The sequence below is a fragment of the Rhodococcus koreensis genome (genome assembly GCF_017068375.1).
Taxonomy (GTDB): Bacteria; Actinomycetota; Actinomycetes; order Mycobacteriales; family Mycobacteriaceae; genus Rhodococcus_F; species Rhodococcus_F koreensis.
Map to the genome: position 1 here is coordinate 4,520,866 of NZ_CP070609.1, position 24,991 is coordinate 4,545,856.

The 24,991-nt window shown below is 67.4% G+C and carries 22 protein-coding genes; 15 read left to right on the forward strand and 7 right to left on the reverse strand.

What is annotated here, in order from left to right; all coding sequences use genetic code 11:
• Positions 1-11 precede the first annotated feature (11 nt).
• The 8 genes from JWS14_RS20680 to JWS14_RS20715 all read left to right on the forward strand — a co-directional run bounded on the left by JWS14_RS20680 (position 12) and on the right by JWS14_RS20715 (position 9,212).
• Entirely contained in the window at positions 12-1,106 is a 1,095-nt protein-coding gene (locus JWS14_RS20680; protein WP_095865559.1) for a Zn-dependent alcohol dehydrogenase, read from the forward strand.
• 44 nt (positions 1,107-1,150) lie between these two features.
• The gene (locus tag JWS14_RS20685; RefSeq protein WP_095865560.1) at positions 1,151-2,608 is read left to right on the forward strand and encodes an aldehyde dehydrogenase family protein; all 1,458 of its coding nucleotides are present in this window, start codon (positions 1,151-1,153) and stop codon (positions 2,606-2,608) included.
• Positions 2,609-2,715: 107 nt separating this feature from the next.
• A complete protein-coding gene (locus tag JWS14_RS20690) occupies positions 2,716-4,380 on the forward strand; it encodes a flavin-containing monooxygenase (RefSeq protein WP_206014225.1) in 1,665 nt (554 codons plus the stop codon).
• Positions 4,377-4,754, forward strand: coding sequence for a hotdog fold domain-containing protein (locus JWS14_RS20695; protein ID WP_072943681.1), 378 nt, complete (start codon positions 4,377-4,379; stop codon positions 4,752-4,754). The genes JWS14_RS20690 and JWS14_RS20695 overlap by 4 nt, the downstream gene beginning before the upstream one ends.
• A 2-nt stretch (positions 4,755-4,756) precedes the next feature.
• Positions 4,757-6,055, forward strand: a complete 1,299-nt coding sequence (locus JWS14_RS20700; protein ID WP_206014227.1) for an NAD(P)/FAD-dependent oxidoreductase — start codon at positions 4,757-4,759, stop codon at positions 6,053-6,055.
• 34 nt (positions 6,056-6,089) lie between these two features.
• Positions 6,090-6,785 carry a transporter gene (locus tag JWS14_RS20705; RefSeq protein ID WP_206014228.1) on the forward strand — a complete coding sequence of 232 codons (696 nt, stop codon included), beginning with the start codon at positions 6,090-6,092 and terminating at the stop codon, positions 6,783-6,785.
• A 58-nt stretch (positions 6,786-6,843) separates the two neighbouring features.
• Positions 6,844-8,199, forward strand: coding sequence for a flavin monoamine oxidase family protein (locus JWS14_RS20710; RefSeq protein WP_072943676.1), 1,356 nt, complete (start codon positions 6,844-6,846; stop codon positions 8,197-8,199).
• Positions 8,200-8,231: 32 nt separating this feature from the next.
• Positions 8,232-9,212, forward strand: coding sequence for an NAD(P)H-dependent flavin oxidoreductase (locus JWS14_RS20715; RefSeq protein ID WP_206014230.1), 981 nt, complete (start codon positions 8,232-8,234; stop codon positions 9,210-9,212).
• Positions 9,213-9,234: 22 nt separating this feature from the next.
• Here JWS14_RS20715 and JWS14_RS20720 read toward each other — a convergent pair whose 3' ends face one another.
• From JWS14_RS20720 to JWS14_RS20745, 6 genes are all read right to left on the reverse strand, one after another.
• A complete protein-coding gene (locus JWS14_RS20720; RefSeq protein ID WP_206014231.1) occupies positions 9,235-10,275 on the reverse strand; it encodes a ferredoxin--NADP reductase in 1,041 nt (346 codons plus the stop codon).
• A gap of 82 nt (positions 10,276-10,357) precedes the next feature.
• Positions 10,358-11,065, reverse strand: coding sequence for a TetR/AcrR family transcriptional regulator (locus JWS14_RS20725; RefSeq protein ID WP_206014232.1), 708 nt, complete (start codon positions 11,063-11,065; stop codon positions 10,358-10,360).
• A 77-nt stretch (positions 11,066-11,142) separates the two neighbouring features.
• Entirely contained in the window at positions 11,143-12,639 is a 1,497-nt protein-coding gene (locus JWS14_RS20730; RefSeq protein ID WP_206014234.1) for a pyruvate, phosphate dikinase, read from the reverse strand.
• Positions 12,636-13,442 carry a coniferyl-alcohol dehydrogenase gene (locus tag JWS14_RS20735; RefSeq protein ID WP_206014235.1) on the reverse strand — a complete coding sequence of 269 codons (807 nt, stop codon included), beginning with the start codon at positions 13,440-13,442 and terminating at the stop codon, positions 12,636-12,638. Before JWS14_RS20735 ends, JWS14_RS20730 begins: the two co-directional genes overlap by 4 nt.
• A complete protein-coding gene (locus JWS14_RS20740) occupies positions 13,439-14,869 on the reverse strand; it encodes an aldehyde dehydrogenase family protein (protein WP_072943665.1) in 1,431 nt (476 codons plus the stop codon). Before JWS14_RS20740 ends, JWS14_RS20735 begins: the two co-directional genes overlap by 4 nt.
• A complete protein-coding gene (locus JWS14_RS20745) occupies positions 14,862-16,064 on the reverse strand; it encodes a cytochrome P450 (protein ID WP_095865571.1) in 1,203 nt (400 codons plus the stop codon). The genes JWS14_RS20740 and JWS14_RS20745 overlap by 8 nt, the downstream gene beginning before the upstream one ends.
• 150 nt (positions 16,065-16,214) lie before the next feature.
• Here JWS14_RS20745 and JWS14_RS20750 point away from each other — a divergent pair, with 150 nt between their 5' ends.
• Together JWS14_RS20750 and JWS14_RS20755 are read left to right on the forward strand one after the other, a co-directional pair.
• Positions 16,215-17,723, forward strand: a complete 1,509-nt coding sequence (locus JWS14_RS20750; RefSeq protein WP_072943663.1) for an AMP-binding protein — start codon at positions 16,215-16,217, stop codon at positions 17,721-17,723.
• Positions 17,724-17,767: 44 nt separating this feature from the next.
• Positions 17,768-18,400: a hypothetical protein gene (locus tag JWS14_RS20755; RefSeq protein WP_095865572.1), complete on the forward strand. Its 633-nt coding sequence runs from the start codon at positions 17,768-17,770 to the stop codon at positions 18,398-18,400.
• Between the two features lie 94 nt (positions 18,401-18,494).
• Here the strand turns inward: JWS14_RS20755 and surE are convergent, their stop codons facing one another.
• Positions 18,495-19,280: a 5'/3'-nucleotidase SurE gene (gene surE / locus JWS14_RS20760; protein WP_072943659.1), complete on the reverse strand. Its 786-nt coding sequence runs from the start codon at positions 19,278-19,280 to the stop codon at positions 18,495-18,497.
• Between the two features lie 267 nt (positions 19,281-19,547).
• Here surE and JWS14_RS20765 point away from each other — a divergent pair, with 267 nt between their 5' ends.
• From JWS14_RS20765 to JWS14_RS20785, 5 genes are all read left to right on the forward strand, one after another.
• Positions 19,548-21,287: a PEP-utilizing enzyme gene (locus tag JWS14_RS20765; protein ID WP_095865573.1), complete on the forward strand. Its 1,740-nt coding sequence runs from the start codon at positions 19,548-19,550 to the stop codon at positions 21,285-21,287.
• Between the two features lie 109 nt (positions 21,288-21,396).
• Positions 21,397-22,413 (forward strand): phosphotransferase, encoded by a 1,017-nt coding sequence (locus JWS14_RS20770; protein WP_338051190.1) that lies wholly within the window; start codon positions 21,397-21,399, stop codon positions 22,411-22,413.
• Positions 22,414-22,464: 51 nt separating this feature from the next.
• The gene (locus JWS14_RS20775; RefSeq protein ID WP_095865696.1) at positions 22,465-23,490 is read left to right on the forward strand and encodes a TIGR03857 family LLM class F420-dependent oxidoreductase; all 1,026 of its coding nucleotides are present in this window, start codon (positions 22,465-22,467) and stop codon (positions 23,488-23,490) included.
• Positions 23,487-23,840, forward strand: a complete 354-nt coding sequence (locus JWS14_RS20780; protein ID WP_072943653.1) for a hypothetical protein — start codon at positions 23,487-23,489, stop codon at positions 23,838-23,840. The genes JWS14_RS20775 and JWS14_RS20780 overlap by 4 nt, the downstream gene beginning before the upstream one ends.
• The gene (locus JWS14_RS20785) at positions 23,837-24,937 is read left to right on the forward strand and encodes a phosphotransferase (RefSeq protein ID WP_072943651.1); all 1,101 of its coding nucleotides are present in this window, start codon (positions 23,837-23,839) and stop codon (positions 24,935-24,937) included. The genes JWS14_RS20780 and JWS14_RS20785 overlap by 4 nt, the downstream gene beginning before the upstream one ends.
• The last annotated feature ends 54 nt before the right edge of the window (positions 24,938-24,991 follow it).

The following is a 24,991-nucleotide window of genomic DNA, read 5'->3' on the forward strand; positions in this document are numbered from 1 at the left end:
CGGAGACAAGAGTGATCACCACCGAAGCAGCACTTCTCACCGCGGTGAACGAGCCGCTGGAATTCACCGAGATCCAGGTCGACGACCCGGAGCCCCACGAGGTCCGCGTCGCGGTCTCCAACGTGGGCCTGTGCCACAGCGACCTGCACTACATGACCGGAACCGTGCACGCCGACCTGCCGGTGGTGGTCGGGCACGAGGTGGCGGGCATCGTCGAGTCGGTCGGCTCCGCGGTGACCTCGTTGCGTCCGGGCGACCGCGTCGTCGGCGCCCTCACGCCCTCGTGCGGGTCGTGCCGCAACTGTCAGGCCGGGCACTCGACGCAGTGCCAGCGCGCCTCGCAGATCCGGCAGCGGCCCCGGCCCGCTTTCCAGCGGCCGGGAGGCCGGGTCGTGGAGCGGCTCGGCGACATCGGCGCGTTTTCCCGCCACACCCTGATGCGGGAGAACTCGCTGGTGACGGTGCCCGACGAGGTGGGGCTGCACGTCGGGTGCCTACTGTCGTGCTGCATCATCACCGGCGTCGGTGCCGTCTTCCGCGGCGCGCAGGTACGCCCCGGCGCCACCGTGGCCGTGATCGGTTGCGGCGGTGTCGGGTCGGCCATCATCCAGGGCGCGCGGCTCGCCGGTGCCTCGGCGATCGTCGCCGTGGATCTCGACGATGCACGGCTCGCGGCGGCGCGGACATACGGTGCCACGCACACCGTGAACGGCGCGGCCGATGTCCCCACCGAGATCCGGAAGGTGCTCGGCGACGGGGTGGACTACTCGTTCGAGGCCGTCGGCTCCGCGCGCACCGCGGCCACCGCGCTGTCGGTCTTGCGCGCCAGGGGTACCGCATGCCTGGTGGGCATCGCACCGGACGGCACCGACCTCACCGTTCCCGCGTCGGATTTCTTCTTCGGCGAGAAGCGCCTCATCGGCTCGTACATGGGGTCCGGCCAGGCGCACGAGGACATCACCCAGTTCGCGCGTCTGTACCTCCAGGGCAGCCTGCTGCTCGACGAGATGGTCAGCGACGTGATCCCGTTCCGCGAGATCGACAAGGGTTTCGAGGCGATGAAGTCGGGTGAGGTGACCCGCATCGTCGCCGACCTCACCGTGTGACCGCACCGACCCCACCCATACCCACGCACCGAAGGAAGACGCGGATGTCGAACCCTCAACTGCCCCAGCCGATCAACTACATCGCCGACGAGTGGTCCGAGTGCCGGACGATCCCGGACGCGTGGAATCTCGACCCCAACACGGGCCGGCCGGTCCACCGCGCCGTCACCACCGGTCCGGACGACGTGGAGCGCGCACTGCGGCATGCCGAGCGGGCGTACGGCTTCGAGCGCTGGGACGACGCGGCGAGCGAGGAACGCGCGGCGGTTATCGAGCGTGCGGCCGACGTCGTCGAGTCCTTGATCGAGGACATCGCTCGAACCGATGCCCTCACCAGCGGCGTCCCGATCGCGAAGGCTCGGATGGTCGCGCAGTTCCTCCCGCACCGGATCCGCTCGTCCGCTGCGGATCTGCGCGCCATCCCGCGTCGCACGGCGCTGGAGGCCGGTGGCCGCGACGTGCGGCTGTACAAGGTTCCGTGGGGCCCCGCCGCCATCCTCACTCCGTGGAACGGCCCCAGTTTCATCCCCGCCGCGAAGATGGTGAGTGCCCTCGCCGCCGGTTGCCCCGTCATCCTCAAGCCGTCCGAGCACGCGCCGAGCAGCGCCCAGATCATCGTCGAATGCTTCGTCAAGGCCGGGCTGCCCGACGGTGCGCTGCAGCTCGTCCACGGCGCGGGCGACGTGGGCGCGGCGATCACCGGCGATCACCGCGTGAAGATCGTCTCGTTCACCGGCGGCCCGAACGCCGGCCGCGCGATCGCCCGCGCGGCCGCGGAGGACTTCAAGGTGCTCCAGCTCGAGCTCGGCGGCAACAACCCCGCCCTCGTGCTGGACGATGCCGACATCGACGTGGCCGCCGACGGGATCCTCGACGGGATGACCAAGCTCAACGGTCAATGGTGTGAGGGCCCCGGAAAGGTGCTGGCGCACAAGAGCCTCGTCGAGCCGCTCCTGGAGTCGCTGCTCGATCGCATCGCCCGCATCGGCATCGGGCACTCGCTCGACGAGAACACGCAGCTGGGCCCGATCTCGAACGCCCCGCATTTCGCCACGCTGCAGAGCCGGATCGAAGGGCTGCGGGCCCACGGCGGGACGATCCATCAGCCCGCAGAGCTCCCCGCACTCGACGGGTTCTTCCTTTCCCCCACAGTCGCTTCGGGAGTCGACGCGTCGATGGCGACCGCCGAACTGTTCGGGCCGCTCGTCAGCCTGCACGCCGTGGAGTCCGACGAGGACGCACTGCGCGTCGCCAACGCGAACCCTTCGGGTCTCGACGCGTACGTGTTCGGTGGCGACCTGGACCGCGCCATCGAGGTCGGATCCCGGGTGCGGTCGGGCGAGGTGCGGGTGAACGGTGCCAAGATCGCCGATCTCGCCGACGGTTCGGCGCAGAGCTTCTGGGGTGCTTCCGGAATCGGCGGTCATGCCCCCGGTGAGTCCGTCCGGGTGTTCTGCGGCGATCGCGTGGTCGGCGTCGATTCACCCGACCTCCCTCTGTAGCGATCGCGTCTACTTTCGCGTCACCCCTTGACTGTGACCGGGACCACTGGTCTACTCAACTAAGTCAGTTGATCGAGTCGTTTGACCAATACAATGAAAGCGACAGCATGAACTCCACCTCCACCTCAGCCAGCGGGATCGTCGATGTCATCGGCGTCGGTGCCGGCTTCTCCGGCCTCTACCTCTCGCACCGGCTCACGAACGCCGGGTGGACCTTCGCGGGTTTCGAGGCCGGACCCAGCGTCGGCGGCACCTGGTTCTGGAACACCTATCCGGGCGCCCGCTGCGACGTCGAGAGCATCTACTACTCCTACTCGTTCGACGAGGCACTCCAGCAGGAATGGACGTGGAGCCAGCGATTCGCGCCGCAGGCCGAAATCCTCGGCTACATCGAACACGTCGCCGACCGCTTCGACCTGCGCAAGCACTTCACCTTCGACACCCGCGTGGTCGGCGCGACGTGGAACGCGGCCGACCGGTTGTGGGAGGTGCGGCTGGACAACGGCGAGACCCGACGTAGCCGCTACCTGATCTCGGGTGCGGGTGGCCTGTCCACCCCCAAGGACTTCGACGTGCCGGGCCTCGGGAACTTCACCGGACTCCAGGTGTCCACCAGCAGGTGGAACATCTCGCTCGACGACCTCGAGGGCAAGCGGGTCGCCGTGATCGGCACCGGATCTTCGGGCGTGCAGGCCATCCCACTGATCGCGGAGGTCGCGGAGCACGTCACGGTGTTCCAGCGCACCCCGAATTACGTGATGCCTGCCCGCAACACCGAACTGTCCACGGAGCAGATCGAATCCATCAAGGTCGACTACCCGGCGATCCGTGAGGAGTGCCGGCACTCGCCCGGCGGCATCCCCGACCGCCCAGTGGCCGACAAGGCCTTCGACGTGTCGGAGGAGGAGCGCCGGCGGCGCTACGAGGCGGCGTACGAGCGCAGCGGCTTCCAGGGCGTCGGCGCCGAGTTCGCCGACCTCCTCACCGACGCCGAGGCGAACCGGACCGCCTCGGAATTTCTCCACGACAAGATCCGCGAGATCGTCGAGGATCCGTCCACCGCCGAGCTACTGGTGCCCAGGTACCACCCGCTGGGCGCCAAGCGCAGTGTCTTCGGTACCGACTACTACGAGACCTACAACCGGCCGAACGTGTCGCTGGTGTCGCTGCGCGACGAGCCGCTGGAGACGATGACCGCGAACGCGATCGTCACATCGGAGGGCACGTACGAGGCGGATGCCGTCGTGCTCGCCATCGGGTTCGACGCCTTCACCGGCCCGCTGTACGGGCTCGGTCTCACCGGTGCGTCCGGCACGAAGCTGCAGGAGGCCTGGCGCGACGGTGTCCGGACCTACCTCGGGATGATGACCACGGACTTCCCCAACTTCTTCATGGTCGGCGGCCCCCAGAGCCCCGCGCTCGCCAGCAACGTGGTGATGACCATCGAGCAGGCCGTCGACTGGATCGCCGACCTCATCGAGCACGCCCGCGACTCCGGAGCGACGCTCGTCGAGACCACCGTCGAGGGTCAGAACGACTGGGTCGACATCACCGAGGAGACCGTCGCCCAGACGCTGTACGCCACCACCGACTCCTGGTACCGCGGCTCCAACGTCGAGGGCAAACCCAACACGTTCATGGGCTACGTCGGCGGTGTCGGCAAGTACCGCCGGATGTGCACCGAGATCGCCAAGCGCGGCTACCCCGGCGTCGAGATCGACGGTGAGGCAGAGTCCCGCCACCTCGGCGCGATCCATCAGGAGATTTCATGAGTAAGGCGGTCCACCGGCGCTATGTCGCCTTCTCCGATGCGCACTACGCGGGCAATCTGGTCGACGGCGCCTACGCCCTGAAACTTTTCGGGGACGTCGGCACGAACCTGTCGATCGAGCTGGACGGTCACGAGGGCCTGTTCGCCGGCTACTCGTCCGTCGAGTTCCTCGCCGCTGTTCGTGGCGGTGATGTCGTCGAGGCCGAGGCCACGCTGGTGAAGAAGGGAAATCGCAGTCGCACGGTGGATTTCGAGCTTCGGGTGATCTGCCGCGTCTCCGACGACACGGGCAGCTCGCACGTCCTGGAGCCGCCACTGGTCGCGGTGCGCGCTCGCGGCACCGCGGTCATTCCCGCAGACGAGACGGAGGCGTAACCATGGAGCTGATCTACGACACCGGTTGGGCCGCAACGCCCGCCACCGCCGAACAACCCCTGACCGGTGACATCGACTGCGACGTGGTGGTGATCGGCGGCGGCGGGGGCGGCATGTCGGCCGCACTCCGCCTCGCCGAGAAGGGCGTCGACGTGGTGCTCCTCGAGACGCAGACCCTCGGTTGGGGCGCCAGCTCCCGCAACGCCGGATACGTCACGAATTCGATTGCCGCCGATCCGGAGTTGCTGGGCTTTCTGCTGAAGAGCGAGCGGCTGCGCGACCTCTACCGGTACGCCGAGAACGCGGTGCACTTCGCCGAGGACGCCATCGCCCACCACGGGATCGACTGCGGCTACGAGCAGGCCGGCATCGTGATGGCCGCCGTGTCCAAGGGGCAGCTCCGGCATGCGCGCCGCAACGCGAAGGTCATGGCCGAGGCCGGATCGTCGGCCGAATTCGTCGAGGGCCGCGAGGCGGGCCTTCCGGACGGCTTCCTCGGCGGAATGCGCGAGGGCGTCGGTGGGACCCTCAACCCGGGTGAATTCGTCCTCGGCCTGCGGGCCGCGACGATCGCGTCCGGTGTGCGCGTCTACGAGCACACCCCCGCCCGCGACGTTACGGACACCGGCGGCGGGGTCACCGTCGAAACTCCGGACGGACGGGTTCGGGCGCGCAAGGCGCTGCTGACCACCAACGCTTACAGCGCAGGCCTTTCCAGCGCGCCGAAGAACCTCGCCACCCCGGTGTGGACATCGCTGGTCGAGACGGAACCCGTTGCGCCCGAGCGACTCGACGAGATCGGCTGGACCAGCCGTGCCCCGATGGTCACGCTGCACATGATCATCGAGAGCTACCGTGTGACCCCACGGGGCACGATCGTGTTCGGCACCCGCCGCGTGCAGACCGGGCGGAATCCGCTGCCGGACCGCACCCCTGCCCGGAACGTCGCCGACGACCTCGTCCGCGGATTCCGCGACCGCTTCCCCGGCCTGCGCGACATCGAACCGCAGAAGGCCTGGGGCGGCTGGATCGGCATGAGCTCCACGTGGCTTCCCGTCGCCGGCGAGGCCTCCGACAACGTGCTCTACTCGCTCGCCTGCAACGGCCACGGCTTCGCCCAGGCACAGTACGTGGGCCACCTGCTCGCGGACCGCATCGGCGGCGCGCCCTTACACGACGACCTGGCCGCGATCTGGCACGGCCGGAAGCGCTTCTGGCCCAGCTTCGTCAGCGGCCCGGCGCTGCACGCGGCCTGGCTCGCCGACCGTGCCTCGGATCGCCTGGCAGCCCTCACGAAATAACCATCGGCGTAAGCCACCCTCCAAGGAGAAAATCATGTCCATCCGAGAACTGCTCTTCGCGGTAGCGGACATCTGGATGATCGCCGTCGGATTCACATACGGGATCAAGTTCATCCGGAACTACAAGAACTACCTGCTCGGCCTCGAGTGGATCATCGTTGCAACGTCGGGTTCGAACTTCCTCGTCTACGGCATCCTGAAGGCCGGTCACGACAGTCCGATGTACACCGGCGCAGCCTTTCTGGACGCCTTCTCCCGGTCGGTCGGCATCACGCTGATCCTGGTTCTGGGGCTGATGAAGGTCACCCACCGATACAAGCCGTCCGTCGCGGTGGACATCGGCGCGTTTGCACTCGCCGCGGTGGTGGGCTTCCTCCTCCTCGGGTACCAGTACCACATCGGCACCCCCGCCAAGATCTTCTTCATCGTTGTCAACGTGCTCACCACGTTGTTCCTGATCTACTTCGTCAAGCGCCTGTGGGGTATCGGCGAGCACGGTCACGCCATGTCGGTCGCCCTCGCCACCGCTTGCGGATTCGTCATCGCCTCGACCTACGACTTCGTCCACATTCCGGGCGACGACGCGGAGCACACGATCTTCTACATCTTCGCGCTGTCCACGTGGGGCCTGCAGATGTTCACGTACTTCCGTGCGTACCGGGCGTTCGACGCCCACAACAAGCGCGTCGACGCTCAGGCCGTCAGCGGCGGCGCCCCGGTCACGGCTTGATCCGCGCCCTGACCGCCGCAGTAGCGAGGCCCATAGTTTTCGAGAGTCAGGAACCGAAATGACAACGCACGTACAGGAAGAGACCACCGAGGTGGTCGTCGTCGGCGCCGGAATGGCGGGTTTGACGGCGGCGACGTCGCTGTCGCCCGAGACCGACGTAGTCGTGCTCGAATCCACCGACCGCGTGGGCGGCCGAGTCGAGACCGTCCGGAAGGGCGACTACTGGATCAACGTCGGCACTCAGTTCACCGAGGGCACAGGCACACTGATCGATGCCCTCGACCGGCACGGCATCGAGATGGGCTCGCTCGCAGGCAAGAGCGTCGCGCTGTACCTGAACGGCGAGGTGATCGACACCTCGAATCCCGTCGCACTCATGTTCCGCACGCGGATGACCCTGATGGACCGAATCGGCATGGCCATCGTCGGTGCACGCATCCTCGCGGTCACGCCGTTCCTGGAGTCGCAGAGCCGTATTGCACAACGGGTTCGCGCCAACCTCGACACCAAGCTGGCGTCGTACCTACTGAAGGGCGTCCGGTCGAAGCTGGCCGCCGACGTCGTCCGGTCGTGGTCGGCGCAGTGGATGGGATGCGAGGTGGAGGAGACGGCCGCCACCCAGTTCGTCACGTCGGTCGGCCTCGCACTGGCCGACCCGGAGAAGATCCCGAACTTCTCGCTGCCGGTGGGTGGCAACCAAACGCTGACCGACGTGCTGGCGGAGGATCTCGGTGACCGGATCCGGCTGAACTCGGCGGTGCACTCGGTGCGGCGCGACGGTGACGGCGTGGTCGTCGACTACCACGACGGTGACCGACCGGTGCGGCTGCGGGCGAAGCGCGCGATCGTGACCGCACCCGCCGATATCGCCGAGCGGATCATCCCGGACCTCCCGCAGCAGCACCGGAATGCGTTCGACGACATCACCTACGGCCGGTACGTGATCGTCGGATTCTTCACCGACGAAGTCGGGCCGCAACGCTGGGACGAGTACTTCGCTGTCTCGACGCCGCAACTGTCGTTCCAGGCGATGTTCAACCACGCCGCGGCGATGCGGAACGGCGACGACCGCAAGCCCGGTGGAGCACTGGCCTGTTTCGCCGGCGGCGCTCACGCCGACGCGTTGTTCGACCTCCCCGACGAGGAGATCGTGTCGCGATACCGGCAGGACCTGCTCGCAGTGTTCCCCGAGCTGGAAGGGAAGCTGGGCGAGGGCATCGTGCGGAAGCACCATCGGGTCGTGCCCTTCTGGGCGCCCGGGCGGAGGAACTCGCTTCCGACGTTGCGTGATCCGCTCGGCACCATCTACCTCGCCGGCGACTACCAGCTCGATCTGCCGTCGCTCGCCGACGCAGCCACGTCGGGCGAGCGCGCGGCGAAGGCCGTACTGGCGAGCCTGAGCCGGCAGCGCTAGACCAGTCCCCGAACAGAAGAACGAGGAAGCGCATGTTCACCAACACCTTCACCGAGACCTTCGGGATCGAACACCCCATCGTGTGCGGCGGCATGACCGCCGTCGGCACCGCAGACCTGATCGGCGCGGTGGCCAACGCCGGGGCGCTCGGATTCCTCACCGCCCTGACCCAACCGACCCCCGAAGCGTTGGTCAAGGAGATCGCCCGCTGCCGCGACCTCACCGACAAACCGTTCGGCGTCAACCTGACCATCCTGCCGACCATCCAGCCGGTGCCCTACGACGAATACCGCGACGCCATCGTCGACAGCGGCATCACCATCGTCGAAACCGCCGGGGGCAACCCGACCCCACACCTGCCCACCTTCAAAGCCGCGGGTGTCAAGGTGATCCACAAGGCGGTCTCGGTGAGGCACGCCGTCAAGGCCGAGCAACTCGGCGTCGACGCGATCAGCATCGACGGCTTCGAGTGCGCCGGGCACCCCGGTGAGGACGACGTTCCCGGGCTCGTGCTGATCCCCGCTGCGGCCCGGGCACTGTCGATCCCGATCATCGCCAGCGGCGGACTCGCCACCGGCGCCGGACTTGTCGCCGCCCTCGCGCTGGGAGCGTCGGCGGTGAACATGGGCACCCGATTCATGGCGACCACCGAGGCGCCCATCCATCACAACGTCAAACAACAGATCGTCGACAACACCGAACGCGACACCGTCATCGTCTTCCGCGAGTTCCACAACTCCGCCCGTGTCGCCCGCAACTCGGTGTCCGAAGAAATCGCCACACTGTCGCGGCGACCGGGTGCCACGTTCGACGACATCGCCCACTTGGCCAGCGGTGTCCGCGGCCGCGAGCAGGTGTACGGCAACGGAGACGTCGAAGGCGGCATGTGGTGGGCCGGTCAGGCTCAGGGCCTGATCCACGACATCGGCAGCTGCGAGGAGGTAGTGGACTCGATCCTTACCGAGGCTCAGCAGATCATCACCCGCTCATTGCCCGATCAGCTCCGCGGCTGAATCAGCCCGGCAACCGGACGCTTCAGAATTCGATCTTCAGCGTGGGACTGGTCGGCTTCGCCTGGCAGCCGAGGATGTAGCCGTCGGCGACGTCGTCGGGATCGAGGGCGTCGGTGACCCCGGGATCGACGGTCCCTTCCAGGAGGGTGCAGGCGCAGGATCCGCATTCGCCTTCGCGGCAGGAGTACGGGGCGTCGATCCCGGCGCCCACCATCACGTCGATCAGGGTTGCGTCGGCCGGCCAGGACAGGGTGTGGGTGTCGCCGTCCAGGGTGACGTCCACGGTCGACGACGCGGCGGCGTCGGCGGTGACCTGCTTGATCGGCGCAAAGGGGTCGCCGTCGAGGGACCGGAATTCCTCGATGTGAATCCGGTGCCGGTCGTACCCGATGCTGGTCAGCGTCTCCTTGACCATGGCCATGAAGGGTGCGGGTCCGCAGACGAAGACGGTGCCGTCCTGGCCGCCGTCGGCGAATTGGGTGAGATTGTCCGGGGTCGGTAGCCCCGCCTCGCTCTCGAGTCGGTGCTCGACGGTGAGCCGGTCTGCGTGCTTCTTGGCGAGGTCGGCGAGTTCGGCGTCGAAGATGATCGATTCCCGGTCCCGGTTGGCGTAGTACAGGGACACGGTGCCGGTCGTGGACGCCAGCACGGACTTGAGGATCGACATCACCGGGGTGACGCCGCTGCCGGCGGCGAACAGCTGGAAGTCGCCGTCGAGACTGTGCGGGGTGAACGTGCCCGACGGTGGCAGCACATGCACGTCGTCGCCCGCGGTGATGTTGTCGCACAGCCAGTTCGAGCCGTATCCGTCGACGGTGCGTTTGACCGTCACCTTGATCCGGTCGTCGGTGGTGGGCGAGCTGGCGATCGAATAGCAACGCGCCACCGAACCGGTGCGTTCGCTGGGGATCCGGATGGTGAGGAATTGCCCGGGCCGGTACGCGAACCTGTCGGCGATCTCCTGCGGGACGTCGATGACGAGGGAGGAGGCGTCGGGTGTCTCGGCGATGACGTCGGCGACACGGACGGTGTAGCCGAGAGAATCGGGTGCGACGTTGGTCATGGGTGCGTCTTTCGTTGCAGCTCAGGATGGGGAAGCGACACGTTCCGGCCGTCGGCGGCCGAACGAAACCGGTGGAACGCCGTCAGTGCTCGGACGGCGACGCGGCCGGGGGCAGCGCCCGGAACCAGACCTCACCGAGGGCGCGGCCGAGTTCGTCGATGCGTTCGCGTTTGGGGGTCGAGGCGGGGAGACCGACGTGCACGTAGGCCATCTGCTCGGTCATGCAGCCGAGCGACTCGGCGAGCAGGTCGAGGTTGGTGTCCCCGATCTCCCCGCGGTCGTGCAGTTTCTCCAGCCAGCGGCGGGTGCGTGCGATGAAGTCGTCACGCAGTTGCAGCCACAGCTGCTGAAAACCCTCGTTGGCGCTGGCGGCGGCAGCTTCACGCAGCAGTCGCAGGATGTGCCGGTGCCGGGAGTAGGCGTGCAGGTAGGTGCTGTTGACCTCGATCAGCGCTTCGAGTTCGCCGCTGGTGGTCGTCTTGCGGCTGGTGGCCTCGGACAATTCCTGGAGCCCGGTGTGCATGGCGGCGAGGAAGACGTCGTCGAGGTCGGTGAAGTGCCGGTAGAAGTTTCCCTGCGCGGTCTTCGCGCGGTGGGTGATGTCGGAGACCCGGGTGCGGGTGTACCCGTACTCGCTGAAGCATTCGATGGCGGCCTGCACGATGCGTTCCCGGGTGAGCTCCCCGCGGCGGTTGGGACGTTTCGGGGTGGCCGCGCCGGGTTCGACGAGGCCGACGTGCGTGTAGACGTCGTCGAGCGTGCGCGGTGGGACCTGTCGCTGTGTGGTCATCGCCGCCCCCTCTCCGTCGCCCGAGTTTGCGAACAAGATATCACTGACCGTGGATGTCGCATCGTCCTGACCTCGTGTTATGCCCGTTCCAGGTGCGCAGAGCGCAACTGTGCGAGCGGATGATCCACCGGGACGGTGTCGGGCAGGTAGCCGAGGAGTTCGGTGAGGTACTCGTCGACGTCGCCCTCGTCGGGGGTGTGCAGGGCGTCGCCCTCGTAGACCGCGCCGGTGGTGCCGTCGACGGTCACCGTCAGCCCGGTCAGTTTCGCGACGGTGCCGACTCCGGCGCCGACGACGCACGGCAGCCCGATCTCCCGGCACACCAGCGCCGCGTGGGAGGTGCTGCCGCCGAGTTCGGTGACGACGGCGACCGATTCGAACATCGCGGGCACGTCGTCCGGAGCGGTGGAGGGGCGAACGAGCACGACGGGTGTGCCGGCCGCGGCGAGGTCGAGGGCCTGGTCGAGGTCGCTGACGGCCTGCCCGACGGCGACACCGGGGCCGGCGCCGAGGCCGCCGGCCAGGACCGTCCGGTCGGCGTGCACCGCCTGCGTTTTCGCCAGGCTCGCGGCCTGCTCGGCCGAGACGCGGGAGACCGCCTCGTCGGCCGTGATGAGACCTTCGCGGACGAGGTCGACGGCGATCCGGACCGCGGCGCGCGGAGCACGCTTCCCGGCCCGGCACTGCAGGACGTACAACCGGCCGCTTTCGACGGTGAACTCGATGTCGACCAGGTCGCGGTGCTCACGTTCGAGGACCTCGGCGATGCGCTCGAGTTCCGGGTACACGTCGGGCAGGATGTCGCCGACGGTGACGAGCGGGTTCGGGGTCTTCTCCCCGGACACGACGTCCTCGCCCTGCGCCTTCGCCAGCCATTCGCCGTAGAGAGTGTTCTCGCCGGTGGCCGGATCCCGGCTGAACAGCACCCCGGTCCCGGACCGTTCGTCGCGGTTGCCGAACACCATGGCCTGCACGGTGACTGCGGTTCCGGCGCCGGCGCCGAGGTTGTGCCGGGCGCGATACGCCTTCACACGCTCGTTGGTCCAGGAATCGAAGACGGCGCCGATCGCCGATCGCAACTGGTCGAGCGGATCGCTCGGCGGCGCGGCACCGGGGTCGCCGGCGACGATGTCGGCGTAACTGTGACAGAACCGCTGCCAGGTGTCCGTCGCCCACCGCTGATCGCCGGTCTCGGCGGCGAGCGCCTCACACAGTTCGGGGGTCAGGCCGAGGTTGAGGACGGTGTCCATCATGCCCGGCATGGACTGCGCGGCGCCGGACCGAACGGACACCAGCAGCGGGGACGGACCGGCGCCGAACCGGCGGCCGGTCTCCGTTTCGAGTCGTCGCAGGTGTTCGAGGACCTGCTGCCAGATCTCGTCCGGCAGGGATCGGCCGTTGTCGTGGTAGACCGCGCAGACACCGGTGGGCAGCGCGAACGCCGGGGGGACCGGCAGTCCCATCGCCCGCATCTTGTTGACGCTGTAGGCCTTGCCGCCGAGTACCTCGCGGGTGCTGGGGTGGGTGCCGTCGAGGGTGATGACGTGCTCGGCCGGACTGCTGGAGGAGGTCATAGCGAGAGTCCTTCGAAAACGGGGGATTTGGCGGCCGCACGGGTGGCGAACAGGCCACCTTCGACCGGGATGTCGATGCCGTTGAGCCACGACGCGGCGGGGGAGAGGGCGAACGCGACGACCGCGCCGATCTCATGGGGGTAGCCGTGTCTGCCGACCGCGTCGTGGGATCGTGCCATCGCGTCGGCGCCCATGCTGGCTTCGAAGTCGGCGAGGATCGGTGTCTCGACCGGTCCGGGGCTGACCGACAGCGCCCGGATGTGGCGTGCCGTCAGTTTCGCCGACAGCAGTTGCGTCCAGTCGACGAGGGCGCGTTTGGAGGTGTCGTAGGCGGCGGGCCCCTTGACGGGGTGGTCACGCAACCAGGCGTGCAGGTCCGCGCGGTCGCGGACCCGCAGCAGTTCGTCGATCGACTCCGGGGATTCGGTGTTGCGGTACGCGGCGACGGAGGCGACGTTGACGATCGCCGCTCCCGCAGTCATGCGGGGGAGCAGAAGTTCGGTGAGCAGGCGCGCCCCGAGAAGATTGACCGCCAGCACGGTCTGCGCGGCAGCGGTGCCCGGGACACCGGCGACGTTCGCCAGCCCGGTGACCTCACCGGGGAGGGCCGCGACGGCGTCGCTGATCGAGCCGGGGTCGGAGAGGTCGCACAGCAGGGTGCGCGCCGGTCCGATCGGGCAGTCGCGCCGGTCGAGGGCGTAGACCGTGGCGCCTGCCGAGCTCAACTGGTCGGCGAGGGCGAGTCCGATCCCCGATGCCGCGCCGGTGACGACGATGTTTCCGCTGAAAGTGTTGCCGGTCATGACATTACCGCCGTCACGTCGGTGAACTCCTCGATGCCGAGGTGGCCGAGTTCGCGGCCGTAGCCGGAATTCTTGACGCCACCGAAGGGAACTGTGGGCCGATTGCGGGTGCGGACGCCGTTGATCTTGACCTGGCCGACGTCGAGCCGTCCGGCGACGGCGCGGGCGCGCTCGACGTCGCCCGACCACACCTCCGCGGACAACCCGTACGCGCAGTCGTTGGCGATGCGGACGGCGTCGTCGACATCGGTGTAGATCTGCACGGCGATGACGGGGCCGAAGATCTCCTCACGGATGGCCCGGGCGTCCTCGGGCAGTCCGGTGATGACGGTGGGATCGACGAAGTACCCGGTCGGGGACGCCTCCGACGGCTTGCCCGTGCCGGTGAGCAGGTGCCCGCCGGCGGCGACGGCGTCACCGATGTGGTCGAGGACGCGCTCACGTTGGCGCGCCGAGACGAGCGGCCCCTGCCGCGTCCGGGGGTCCGCGGGATTACCCAGGACCTGCTGCGCGACTGCATCTTCGATGATGTCGACGGAGTCGGCGGCGAGGTGTTCCGGGATCAGCAGGCGGGTGGTGGCGTTGCAGGCCTGACCGGAGTTGACCAGACCGGATGTGACGACCCCGGTGAGCGCGGTCTCGAGGTCCGCGTCCGGCAGCACCACGGCAGGTGACTTTCCGCCGAGTTCGAGGGTGCAGCGGGTCAACGTCTGCGCCGCCAGGGAGGCCACCGTGCGGCCGGCGACGACGCTGCCGGTGAACGAGACGTGCGCGAGGCCCGGGTGCGCGGCCAGTGCGGCTCCGGTGACCGCACCGGTTCCGGTCACGACGTTGAACACCCCGGCCGGAAATCCCGCCTCGAGGAACAGCGCGGCGAGCGCGTTCGCGTCGTACGGGGTCATCTCCGACGCCTTGAGCACCACGGTCGATCCGGCGGCGAGTGCGGCCGAGACCTTGGCGACGATCTGATGGACCGGCATGTTCCACGGCGTGATCGCGCCGACGACCCCGCTGCCGCGTCGGACCAGGGTGGCCCCGTCGATGTCCTGCGACCACGGGAAGTCGCGGGCGGTGCGGGCGGTGGCCCGCAGCACGTCGGCGGGGAGCTGGGCCTGTGTGACCTCCGCGAGCGAGATCGGCATACCCATTTCCCGGCTGACCAGTGCCGCGATCGCCGAGCCGTCACGGGTGAGCAGATCCGCGGCACGGTCGAGCAACTCCGCCCGCTCGGCGACGTCGGTGCGCCGCCACGCCGGATGGGCTGCTGCGGCCGACCGCACGGCGTCGTCGACGACCTCGGATCCGGCGTCGACGACCTCACCCATCACGGACTCGGTGAACGGGTCGATCACCTCGATCACCGGCCCGGCCGGCACGAACCAGTCGCCGTCGATCAGACAACCGGCCCGGTCGAAGGTGTCAGCCATTGCGCGGCTCCAATCGCACGGGCAGGGTCTTGATGCCGCGGAAGAAGTTGCTCTGCAGTCGCTTCGGGGAATCGGCCACGTCGATGTCGATGCCGCGTTCGACGAGCTTGGTGAAGAACAGCTTCGCCTCGAGGCGGGCGAGGTTGGCGCCGAGGCAGGCGTGATCGCCCCACCCGAAACCCAGGTGCTCGTTCGGGAACCGATCGGCCCGGAACGTGTCCGGCTCCTCGAACACCCGCTCGTCCCGGTTCGCGGAACAGAACCACATGACGACCTTGTCGCCGGCCTTCACGGTCTTGCCGTGTATCTCGACGTCCCGGGTGGCGGTGCGCCGCATCGACAGCACCGGCGACACCCAACGCACCATCTCTTCGACCGCGGAGCGGATCTTGCCCGGATTCTCGCGCAGAACGTCCCACCATTGCGGGTTCTCGTGCAGGGCGAGCACACCGCCCGACAGCAGGTTCCGAGTGGTTTCGTTCCCGGCGACCATCAGGATCAGGTAGTAGGCGTCGAGGTAACCTCGGCTGAGCGGGACCCCGTCGAGTTCGGCGGCGGTCAGCACGCTGACCAGGTCGTCGGCCGGGCAGGCCCGACGCTCGGTCTCGAGGGCCCGGAAGTAGGCGAACACCTCGTCGCGGGCGCGCACGGCGGTCTCGGGGCCCGCGGAGTAGTCGGGGTCCTCCGAGGCCATCTGGTTCGTCCACCGCAGCAGGTTCGGGCAGTCCTCGAGCGGGGCGCCGAGCAGTCGACCGATCATCACCAGTGGCAGTTGGGCGGAGATGTTCGCGACCAGGTCGATCGGCCCCGCGCCGACGGCCTTGTTCAGCAGGTCGTCGATCACCGCCTCGATGTCCGGGACGAGGGCCTTCACCTTGGCGGGTCGCACGTGCGGGGTGACGATCTTGCGCAGCGGACCGTGCTCCGGTGGGTCGACGTGGTGAATGCTGCGGGCGCCTTCGCCTTCGGCGCGCCTGCTCGCGATCTGCGTCCCCTGGGTGACGGTGAACGTGTCGTGGTCCGCGGCAACTGCTTTGACGTCGGCGTATCGAGTCACCGACCAGAATCCCGGGCCGTTCGGTTCCTCGTTCCAGTGCAGAGGGTCCTCGTTGCGCAACTGCGCGAAGATCTCGTCCGCGTAGCCGGAGGCGAATGCCCGCAGGTCCATCAGGTCGATACCACTGCTGGTGGTCATTTGGATGTCTCCCGTCACGGTCACGTTCGTTTGTGACATTGGTGTCACTAAAGCACAAATCGCCGGATTTGCAAATACCCCTTGTAAGACGAGTCAAATCGCTTGTAGCCTGACCTAGATAGTGACGAACAATTCACAAAAAGAGGTCACGTGTACCCACCCGCAATCGCCACCGAGCATCCTGATTCTCTCGCGTTCGTGATGGCCGCCTCCGGTTCTTCGCTCACCTACCGGCAGCTCGACGAGCAGTCCAACCAGCTCGCCCATCTCCTGCGCAGCAGAGGCGTGACAGCAGGCGATTCCATCGTCCTGGTGATGGAGAACCGGATCGAATGGCCGGTGGTGGTCGCGGCCGGAATGCGCGCGGGCCTGTATGTCACACCGGTGAACTGGCACCTCGGCGCCGCCGAACTCGCCGCGCTCCTCGCCGAAGCGACACCGGCCGCGGTCGTCACCAGCGGCTCGCTCGCCGGAGCGGTCGCCGACGCCCTTCCCGGCGGGCACACCGCGCTGACCCTGTGCACCGATCCTGCTCCCGGGGTCGAGCACCTCGCCGCGGCGATCGCGAACCACCCGAGGACTCCCATCGCGGACGAGCGCTTCGGCGCCCGCGTCCTCTACAGCGGCGGCACCACCGGCCGTCCGAAGGCGTTCCGGCAGAAATTGCTGGACATCCATCCCGCGGACGCCCCCACCCGTCACGCGGGCCTCGCCCTGAAACTCGGCATCGACTCGGACACGGTGCTGCTCTCGCCCGCCCCGAACTACCACGCGGCGCCGTTCACCTTCCAGCTGATGACGATGGCCGCCGGCGGCACGGTCGTGTGTATGGAACGCTTCGACGCGTCCGCGGCCATGACGGCGATCGCCGCCCACGGGGTCACCCACTCGCAGTGGGTGCCGACGATGCTGCTGCGCATCCTCGCCCTGCCCGACAGGAGCGCCATCGCGCTGTCGCCGACGCACACCACCGCCGTCACCTCCGGCGCGCCCTGCCCGGTGGAGGTCAAGGAACAGATCAACGCGTGGTGGGGGCCCGTCCTGCACGAGTACTACGGCGCCTCCGAGGGCTACGGGCACACGTACATCTCCGCGGCCGAATCCGCCGACCACCCCGGGTCGGTCGGCCGACCCCTCGGCGGCACCCGTGTGCACGTCACCGACGACGCGGGCACCCCGCTGCCGACGGGTGAGATCGGCAAGGTCTGGTTCGAACCGCCGGCCGCGGCGGCCTACGTCAACGCGGGAGACACCGCGACGAGTGCCGGCTGGAAAAGCATGGGCGACCGCGGCTACCTCGACGAGGACGGATTCCTCTACCTCGCCGGGCGGGAAAGTTTCATGATCATCTCCGGCGGGGTCAACATCTACCCCGAGGAGATCGAGGCCGCCCTGGTGCGCCATCCCGATGTCGTCGACGCTGCGGTATTCGGCATCCCCGACCCGGAATTCGGGGAACAGGTCAAGGCGATGGTGGAATTGCGCGAGGGTGTACCGGGTGACGCCACCACCGCCGCCGACCTCATCGATTACTGCCGCGGCTGCCTGGCGACCTTCAAAGCGCCCCGCTCGATCGACTTCGTCGACCGCCTGCCGCGGCTGCCCACCGGAAAACTCAACAAGAAGGCCCTGCGCTCGCACTATTTCGCGAATTCCTGACGAAGACACAATCTGACCACCGCTCACCCGAACAGGAGCCAGACATGGTTCACGCCCAGCAAGATCAACACACCTTCGACGTCCTGCATTCGCTCCGCGTGAAGGGACTGGCCAACGACAACGTGCTCAGCGCCCTGTCGGGCGTGCCCGTCGAGGACCTGCCGGCAGCCCTGGATCCGCTCGTCGAGCAGGGTCTGGTGGTGCGCCGGGAGGGCCGGATGCCGGGAGCGATGCTGACCCCCGCGGGCAAGGCCGAGCATCTGCGGCTACTCGCACAGGATCCGGCCACCACCGCCGCGGCCACCGCACTGACAGCCTTCTACGACCGATTCCTGCCGATCAACTCCGACTTCAAGATGGTGTGTCAGCGCTGGCAGATGCGCAGCGACGACACCCCCAACGATCACGGCGACCCGACCTACGACGGCGAGGTCGTCGGCGCGCTGGCGCAGACCGACGAGCAACTGCGGGCGTCGCTCCCGGAACTGGTCGATGCGCTGCCGCGGTTCGGTCGCTACCTGCCGCGCCTCTCCGCGGCGCTCGACCGCATCCGCGGCGGCGACAACGCCTCGTTCGCGCGGCCGATGTACGACAGCTACCACGACATCTGGATGGAACTGCACGAAGACCTCATCCTCAGCGCCGGGCGGACCCGGGGCGCTGCCGACGAAGGCTGACCAAGCGCACAACACGCAGAAGGGTCGGGCCGGTCGATGACCGGCCCGACCCTTCTGCGTTCGATATACGGTGCAGCGCAGGAAAATCCTGCGCCTAGGACTCGGCGGCCACCGGGAACGGCAGGCACGCCTCGACGTGCGCCGCGACGCCTGAGCCCTCGGAGTTGGCCGCCACGGCCGAAATGGCGCTGATCGACACGTAGCCGTCACGCACGAGAGCGGAGTCGGTTCCGGTGCCGAGGCGTTCGGTATTGGCGAATCGCAACAGCCGCACCGTGTCCGGGGTCTTGTCGAAGGTCAAGCCGAGCAGTCCTCGCGGTGCCAGCGGCGCCATCCGCACGCCCTTGACCTCACTGATGTCGAGATCGGGCACATTGACGTTCAGCACGGCACGGTGGGCGCTGTGGGCGAGCATCCACTGTGCCGCCGACACCGCGATGCGGCCGGCGGTGTCGAATCGGTGCTCCGGCGGAAACCCGCAGCTGACGGCGAGACCGCGGACGCCGAGGGTCGACGCGGTCAGCGCGGCCGCCACCGTACTCGAATTCAGAATCATCCGGCCGGTGTTCGGGCCCGGATTGATGCCGCTGACGACCAGGTCCGGCGGAGGGCCGAACACCCCCGCGCACGCCGCGAACACCGCAAATGCGGGCGGGGCGTCGAAGCTGAGCGCCTGCACTCCCGGCAGGTGCTCGAAGCGGCGCTCCGTGTAGGCGATCTCCGCTCCGTGCTCGAGGGTGCCCAGCGAAGAGCCGCTGCCGCTGCACTCGCCGCGCGGCGCGGCGATGGTGATCTCGTACCCCTCGGTTGCCAGAGCTGTCGCCACCGCATGCAGTCCGGGTGCGTCGATGCCGTCGTCGTTGGTGACCAAAATGCGCATGTGAGCGCTCTCCTTCCCTGCCGACCTCCACAAACCAGACGCCAGCTCAGACCTCGTATCCAAGGATTGTGACGCAGTATTCACACTTTTGTCTACCGGCAAACGTGGAAACTCGTCAGACGTGAGGTCGGTCAAGGCCAGGGAATCTTGACAGAGTGACGCCACTCACATAAGAATGTGAATTCACAGTCGCTAACACGAAAGGCGACGTGCATCGTTCCGGAATGAAACCGGCACTCCAAACATTTGTCTGAAAGAAGGCATCGCATGGCTGAGTGGCCCATCAACGACACTGTGTCGAAGGTGTTTCCCCTGTACTCCCGCGCGAACGTCGGGGAGATCTTCCCCGACCCGATCAGTCCGTTGAACGCCTCCGCCGGATTCCAGCACAATCTCGAACCGGGCTGGCGGGACGCCTTCGTCGCATGCAAGGTCTGGGGCCACGACCTCTACGACGCCACGGTCGACTACAACATCCTCCCGGCCTTCGGCAGCTACCTGTACATCAACATGTCGCTGATGCGGCTGTTCGGCGTCCGTGTGCCGGGGATGTCACCGGAGGCGGTCGATCTGCAGTACTTCGGTGACATGCCCGGGATTCCCAGCTACGAGAGCGAGAAGCGGGACTTCGACGAGAACCCGGAGTTCGCCGAGCGCGCCGGCGCCTGGCTGGTCGAGGAGGTCATCGGGGCCACCGGGCTGCCCGAGTACGACGCCGACCGTCAGGACGTGGTGCGGATCCGCGCCGACCGGCCCGACATGTCCGCGTTGACCGATCAGCAGTTGCGCGAGCGCATTACCTCCTTCGACTACATCCTGCGGCCGCTGTTCCAGCACCACATCGAGGCCAGCCTCAAATCGGGTGTCGGGCTGGGGGCCGTCGCGCAGATCGCCGCCGCCGTCGGCAGGCCCGAGCTCGCCCTCACCCTGGTCGGCGGCATCGGTGACGTCGACTCCACCGGACCCTCCAAGCGGATGTGGACCCTCAGCCGCACCGCCCAGGATCCGGCGGTGGCCGCCGTGTTCGACGAGGGCGTCCCCGGCCTCTACGACCGGCTGTCGGCGAGCACCGACCCAGCCGTCACCGCGTTCCGCACCGATCTCGACGCGTTCCTGTCGGACTGGGACTTCCGCGGCCCGGCGGAATGGGAGATCCGCGCCCAGACATGGGGCGTCAAACCGGAACTGGCGCTGGCCACCGTCGACCGCATGCGGCGGGTCGGTGACGACGAGGCGCCGGAAGGTAAGGGCGCCATCCGAAGTGAGGAACGCGAGGCCGCCGCTTCGGTGGTCCGTGAGCTCCTCGCCGGGGATCCCGAGACCTCCGCCCAGTTCGAGGCAACCCTCGCCGCCGCCGCTCTCTGGCTCCGCGGCCGCGAACGCGCTCGCACCACGGCGGCCATGGTGATCCACGAAATCCGGCTTCCTGCACGGGAGCTCGGCCGACGCGGGGTCGAGGCGGGAGCCCTCGACAGCGTGGAGCAGATCTTCATGCTCTTCGCCGACGAACTCGATGCCTACCTCGTCGATCCCGCTGCGTTCACCGACATCGTACGCGAGCGGGAAAAGAGCTACATCGCGCTCTTCGACGTCAAGCCGCCGTTCGTGGTGTCCGAGGAAGTTCCGCCGCTAGAGGGTTGGTCGCTCCGCGCAGGCGCCGCCGGTGCTGCGCTGGCCGCGGGCGAGTCTGTGGTCGGCGTGTCCGGCTGCACCGGCACCGCCCGGGGCATCGCCCGGGTCCTGACCACCCCCGACGACCCCTCCGCGCTCGAGCCCGGAGAGATCCTCATCGCCCCGATCACCGACCCGTCCTGGACACCGCTGTTCGTCGCCGCCTCCGCGGTGGTCGTCGACGTCGGAGCCCCGTTCTCGCACGCCGCGATCGTCAGCCGGGAAATCGGTATCCCGTGCATCGTCTCGGCCACCGACGCGACCAAGCGCATCCCGAACGGAGCACTCATCGAGGTCGACGGCACGACAGGTGTCGTGACGGTGCTCGAGATCTGAGTCGGTACCGGCCCTCGATAAGGAGAAGACATTGCACGCAGCTGATATTTGCGCGAGCTGGCTGGATCGAGTGTTGCGCGACAAGGGAATACTCGCCTCCGGTAACCGGGTGACCGACACGGCAATCGAACCGATAGGCACAGGTCTGGTCGCCGACAGCTATCAGATCACGATCTCGTACTCCGACCCTGGCAGCGGCCCCGTGTCGCTCGTCGCGAAACTGACCTCCGACAGCGAGCAGAGCCGCGCCGCCGGACGCAGCGAGCTCAACTACGCCCGTGAGGTCGGCTTCTACACCGAGATCGCGCCGCACCTCCAGGTCCGCGTCCCGTCCTGTTTCCACGCCGAAATCGATTCGAACAATACCGAATTCGTTCTCATCCTGGAGGATCTCACTCCCGCACGTCCCGGAAACCAGCTGACCGGCTGCACGGTGGCCGAAACGCGGCTCGCCGTCGAACAAGCCGCGCGGATCCACGCGCCTTACTGGGGTTCCGAAGAACTCAGGGGCAACCCGTGGATGGACATCTCGTCGAGCTACTGGCAGCGATTCGCCGAGATGATGCCCGAATGGTACGACGGATTCCGTCAGCGCTACGCCGGCCGGCTCAGCGAGGCCGACATCGCACTGGGGCAGGAATTCGTCGACAACATCGCCGGGTACTACCAGGCGCTGGAGAGGATGCCCTACACCGTCCAGCACGGAGACTACCGACCCGACAACGTTCTGTTCGACGCGCACGGCGGAGAAGTACCGCTCGTTGTACTGGACTGGCAAACAGTGGTGTACGCACCGGGAGTCGTCGACGTCGCCTACTTCATCGGTGGCGCGCTGGACGCCGCGACACGTCGAGCGAACGAGGACGAACTACTCCTCCACTACCACTCGGAACTCGTCGACCTCGGGGTCGAAGGCTATCCGTTCGAACGTCTCGTCCAGGACTATGCGTGCGCGACCTTCCACAACTTCATCATCGGGGTTGCGGCTGCGATGCTGGTGGAACGAACGGAGCGCGGTGACGACCTGTTTCTGTCCATGGTCACCAATTCCCTGACACATGCACGGGACCGCGACGGCACCCGCCACATCGGGATCCACCCACTCGCCGCGGTGAACCGTGGGTAGGTCGGCGCCCGACTGCGGTTCTCACGAAAGGCACACTCAGTGAACGATTCGATGCCTGAACTGGGCTTCTACGCACTCGGCGGACACGTCGAGTCTCCCCGAGAGATGTACGGCGAACTGGCACTGGCCGAGCGTCTCGGCCTGGGCACCGCGTTCTTTTCCGAACGGTTCAACGTCAAGGAACTCGGGTCGTTGACGGGCGCGGCCGGTGCGGTGACCGAACGCCTGAACATCGCCACTGCTGCGACCAACCACAACACCCGCCACCCGATGGTGACAGCAGCATGGGCGACGACGATGCACCGGCTGACGAACGGCCGCTTCGTCCTCGGCCTCGGTCGTGGGCTGGCACCGCAACTGAAAGCCTTCGGCCTCCCGCCGGTCACCACCGCGCAACTGGAGGATTTCATCGGTCTGATGCGCCGATTGTGGAAGGGAGAGACCGTCGAGGGCCATAGCGGCCCGGCCGGAAACTATCCGGCGCTGCGCCTCGACCCGACATTCGACGAGAACATTCCGATCGGGCTGACCGCATTCGGGCCTGCGACCCTGGCCCTGGCCGGGCGAGCCGCTGACGTCGTCGTTCTCCACACGTACTTCTCGGACGACACTGTCGTGCGGTGTGTGAACGCGGTCCGCACCGCCGCGGAGAAGGCCGGTCGTGATCCCGCAGCGGTCAAGGTGTGGTCCTGCTACGCAACTGTTCCCGATCACCTGCCCGTCGAACTGCAACTGAAGAAGACCGTGGCTAGACTCGCCACCTACCTGCAGGTGTACGGAGACCTGATGGTGAAGACGAACAACTGGGACCCCAACGCGCTCCAGCGGTTCCGAGAAGATCCGGTGGTCGCCGGATTGAACGGCTGGTGCGATGCGGTGGCGACCCCGTCCGAGATCGAGCACATCGGCACAGTGCTGCCCGCCGAGTGGCTCGACGCAGCCGCCACAGGATCAGCCGAGGCCTGCGCGAAGAAGGTCTCCGCCCAACTCGATCTCGGTGTCGACGGTGTCATCATGCACTGCTCGACCCCGGCAGAACTCGAGCCGGTCGTCGAGACGTACAGGAGTCTCCGGTGAGAACCCCCGTCGAACTCGTCGAACAGTATGTGTTCGAGATCTACAACAAGCAACGGGTCGAGCTCATCCACGAAATCTGCGGAGACCCGGTCATTCGACACGAAGCGGGTAACACCGTCGCGCTCAGCCGGAATCAGCAAATCGAGCGCATTCGTGCCGACCTGGCGTCGAACCAGCCGACATTTGAGGTGACCAACCTCTCCGGCAACGAGGAATTCGCGACGCTGACGTGGAACGCGATCCGCCTGTCCACCGGAGAGCGGCTCTGCGGAATCGAGGTCTTCAAAGCGACCGCGGGACTCATCACGGATGTGTGGAACTCCAACTACTTCGAAGGGTCCTGGTCATGAATCACCCGACTCCCAGAGTGCTCGACGTCGCCACCGAGATCGACACCGCATGGGTGCAGTCCGTGCTACGGCAGGCAGGCCACACTGGGGTCGAGGTCGCGTCGATCTCGGCGCAGCCGATCGGCGCAGGCAACGTGAGCGACACCGTACGAATCGGCATCGAGTACGCACGAGCCGAATCGGGTTCCCCCGCCGCGGTCGTGGTGAAGTTTCGTCCGAGCGCACCGGGTGCGCACGCGCACGGACTGCGGAGCGGTGCATACCACCGCGAAATCGGCGCTTACCGGGAAGTCGGTGGCCGACAGGCTTGCCGGATTCCGCGGTGCTTCTGGGTGGCCGGCGACGAGACGAACATCAACCTCGTCCTGGAGGACTTGACGGCAACGACGACGCCCGGCAATCAAGCCGCGGGGTGTGGTGTGGCCGAGGCGGAATCCCTTGTCGCGGAACTCGCTCGCCTGCACTCCAGCTTCTTCCCACTGACAGACGAGGCAGCGCCAGCGTGGTTGGTGCGCATGTCCGAGGTCTCCGACTACTGGTGCGATGCGGCGGAACGCGGGGCCGCGGCCGCGCTGACTCGCTTCGCCGGGGACCTCCCGCCGGACTTCCTCGCCGCCGTTCGAGATGCCGTCGCACTCGTTCGCACCTGGTACGGGCTGCCGCAGCAACACCTGACACTCACTCACGGCGACCCTCGCGTCGACAATGTTCTCTTCGAGAGGTCGGAGGCGGGAGTGTCGGCCGTGCTCCTGGATTGGCAGTTCACCGGCTTGCGCAATCCGATGTACGACTTCGCGTACTTCATGTCGGGCAGTGTCGACGTCGCCGAACGCCGACTACACGAAACACGATTGCTGAAGACGTACATCGACGTGTTCGCGGAGAAATCCTCCGGATACGACGAGGGGCAGGCGACGGCCGACTACAGGATCCAGCTACTCAGCGGCCTCTACGTCACACTCGCCGCGGTCGCGGTTCTCCCCGACAACGATGTGGTGAACCAGCTGATTCTCGCGCTGCTACGGCGTAACTGCGCAGCCGTGGTCGATTGGAAATCCGTCGAAGCGCTCGGCGACTTGGCCGCATCTCGCCACTGACAGACACCCAGAGACCCGGGCGGTGTGAGCCGACAGACAGATCCGGAACCCACA

What these genes read in the sequence shown, in the direction of transcription:
- JWS14_RS20740 (WP_072943665.1), bottom strand. Translation starts at nt 14,869, where the DNA reads ATGGCTGACACCTTCGACCGGGCCGGTTGTCTGATCGACGGCGACTGG.
- JWS14_RS20690 (WP_206014225.1), top strand. Translation starts at nt 2,716, where the DNA reads ATGAACTCCACCTCCACCTCAGCCAGCGGGATCGTCGATGTCATCGGC.
- JWS14_RS20715 (WP_206014230.1), top strand. Translation starts at nt 8,232, where the DNA reads ATGTTCACCAACACCTTCACCGAGACCTTCGGGATCGAACACCCCATC.
- JWS14_RS20755 (WP_095865572.1), top strand. Translation starts at nt 17,768, where the DNA reads ATGGTTCACGCCCAGCAAGATCAACACACCTTCGACGTCCTGCATTCG.
- JWS14_RS20735 (WP_206014235.1), bottom strand. Translation starts at nt 13,442, where the DNA reads ATGACCGGCAACACTTTCAGCGGAAACATCGTCGTCACCGGCGCGGCA.
- surE (WP_072943659.1), bottom strand. Translation starts at nt 19,280, where the DNA reads ATGCGCATTTTGGTCACCAACGACGACGGCATCGACGCACCCGGACTG.
- JWS14_RS20720 (WP_206014231.1), bottom strand. Translation starts at nt 10,275, where the DNA reads ATGACCAACGTCGCACCCGATTCTCTCGGCTACACCGTCCGTGTCGCC.
- JWS14_RS20685 (WP_095865560.1), top strand. Translation starts at nt 1,151, where the DNA reads ATGTCGAACCCTCAACTGCCCCAGCCGATCAACTACATCGCCGACGAG.
- JWS14_RS20775 (WP_095865696.1), top strand. Translation starts at nt 22,465, where the DNA reads ATGCCTGAACTGGGCTTCTACGCACTCGGCGGACACGTCGAGTCTCCC.
- JWS14_RS20745 (WP_095865571.1), bottom strand. Translation starts at nt 16,064, where the DNA reads ATGACCACCAGCAGTGGTATCGACCTGATGGACCTGCGGGCATTCGCC.
- JWS14_RS20785 (WP_072943651.1), top strand. Translation starts at nt 23,837, where the DNA reads ATGAATCACCCGACTCCCAGAGTGCTCGACGTCGCCACCGAGATCGAC.
- JWS14_RS20765 (WP_095865573.1), top strand. Translation starts at nt 19,548, where the DNA reads ATGGCTGAGTGGCCCATCAACGACACTGTGTCGAAGGTGTTTCCCCTG.
- JWS14_RS20700 (WP_206014227.1), top strand. Translation starts at nt 4,757, where the DNA reads ATGGAGCTGATCTACGACACCGGTTGGGCCGCAACGCCCGCCACCGCC.
- JWS14_RS20705 (WP_206014228.1), top strand. Translation starts at nt 6,090, where the DNA reads ATGTCCATCCGAGAACTGCTCTTCGCGGTAGCGGACATCTGGATGATC.
- JWS14_RS20695 (WP_072943681.1), top strand. Translation starts at nt 4,377, where the DNA reads ATGAGTAAGGCGGTCCACCGGCGCTATGTCGCCTTCTCCGATGCGCAC.
- JWS14_RS20710 (WP_072943676.1), top strand. Translation starts at nt 6,844, where the DNA reads ATGACAACGCACGTACAGGAAGAGACCACCGAGGTGGTCGTCGTCGGC.
- JWS14_RS20725 (WP_206014232.1), bottom strand. Translation starts at nt 11,065, where the DNA reads ATGACCACACAGCGACAGGTCCCACCGCGCACGCTCGACGACGTCTAC.
- JWS14_RS20730 (WP_206014234.1), bottom strand. Translation starts at nt 12,639, where the DNA reads ATGACCTCCTCCAGCAGTCCGGCCGAGCACGTCATCACCCTCGACGGC.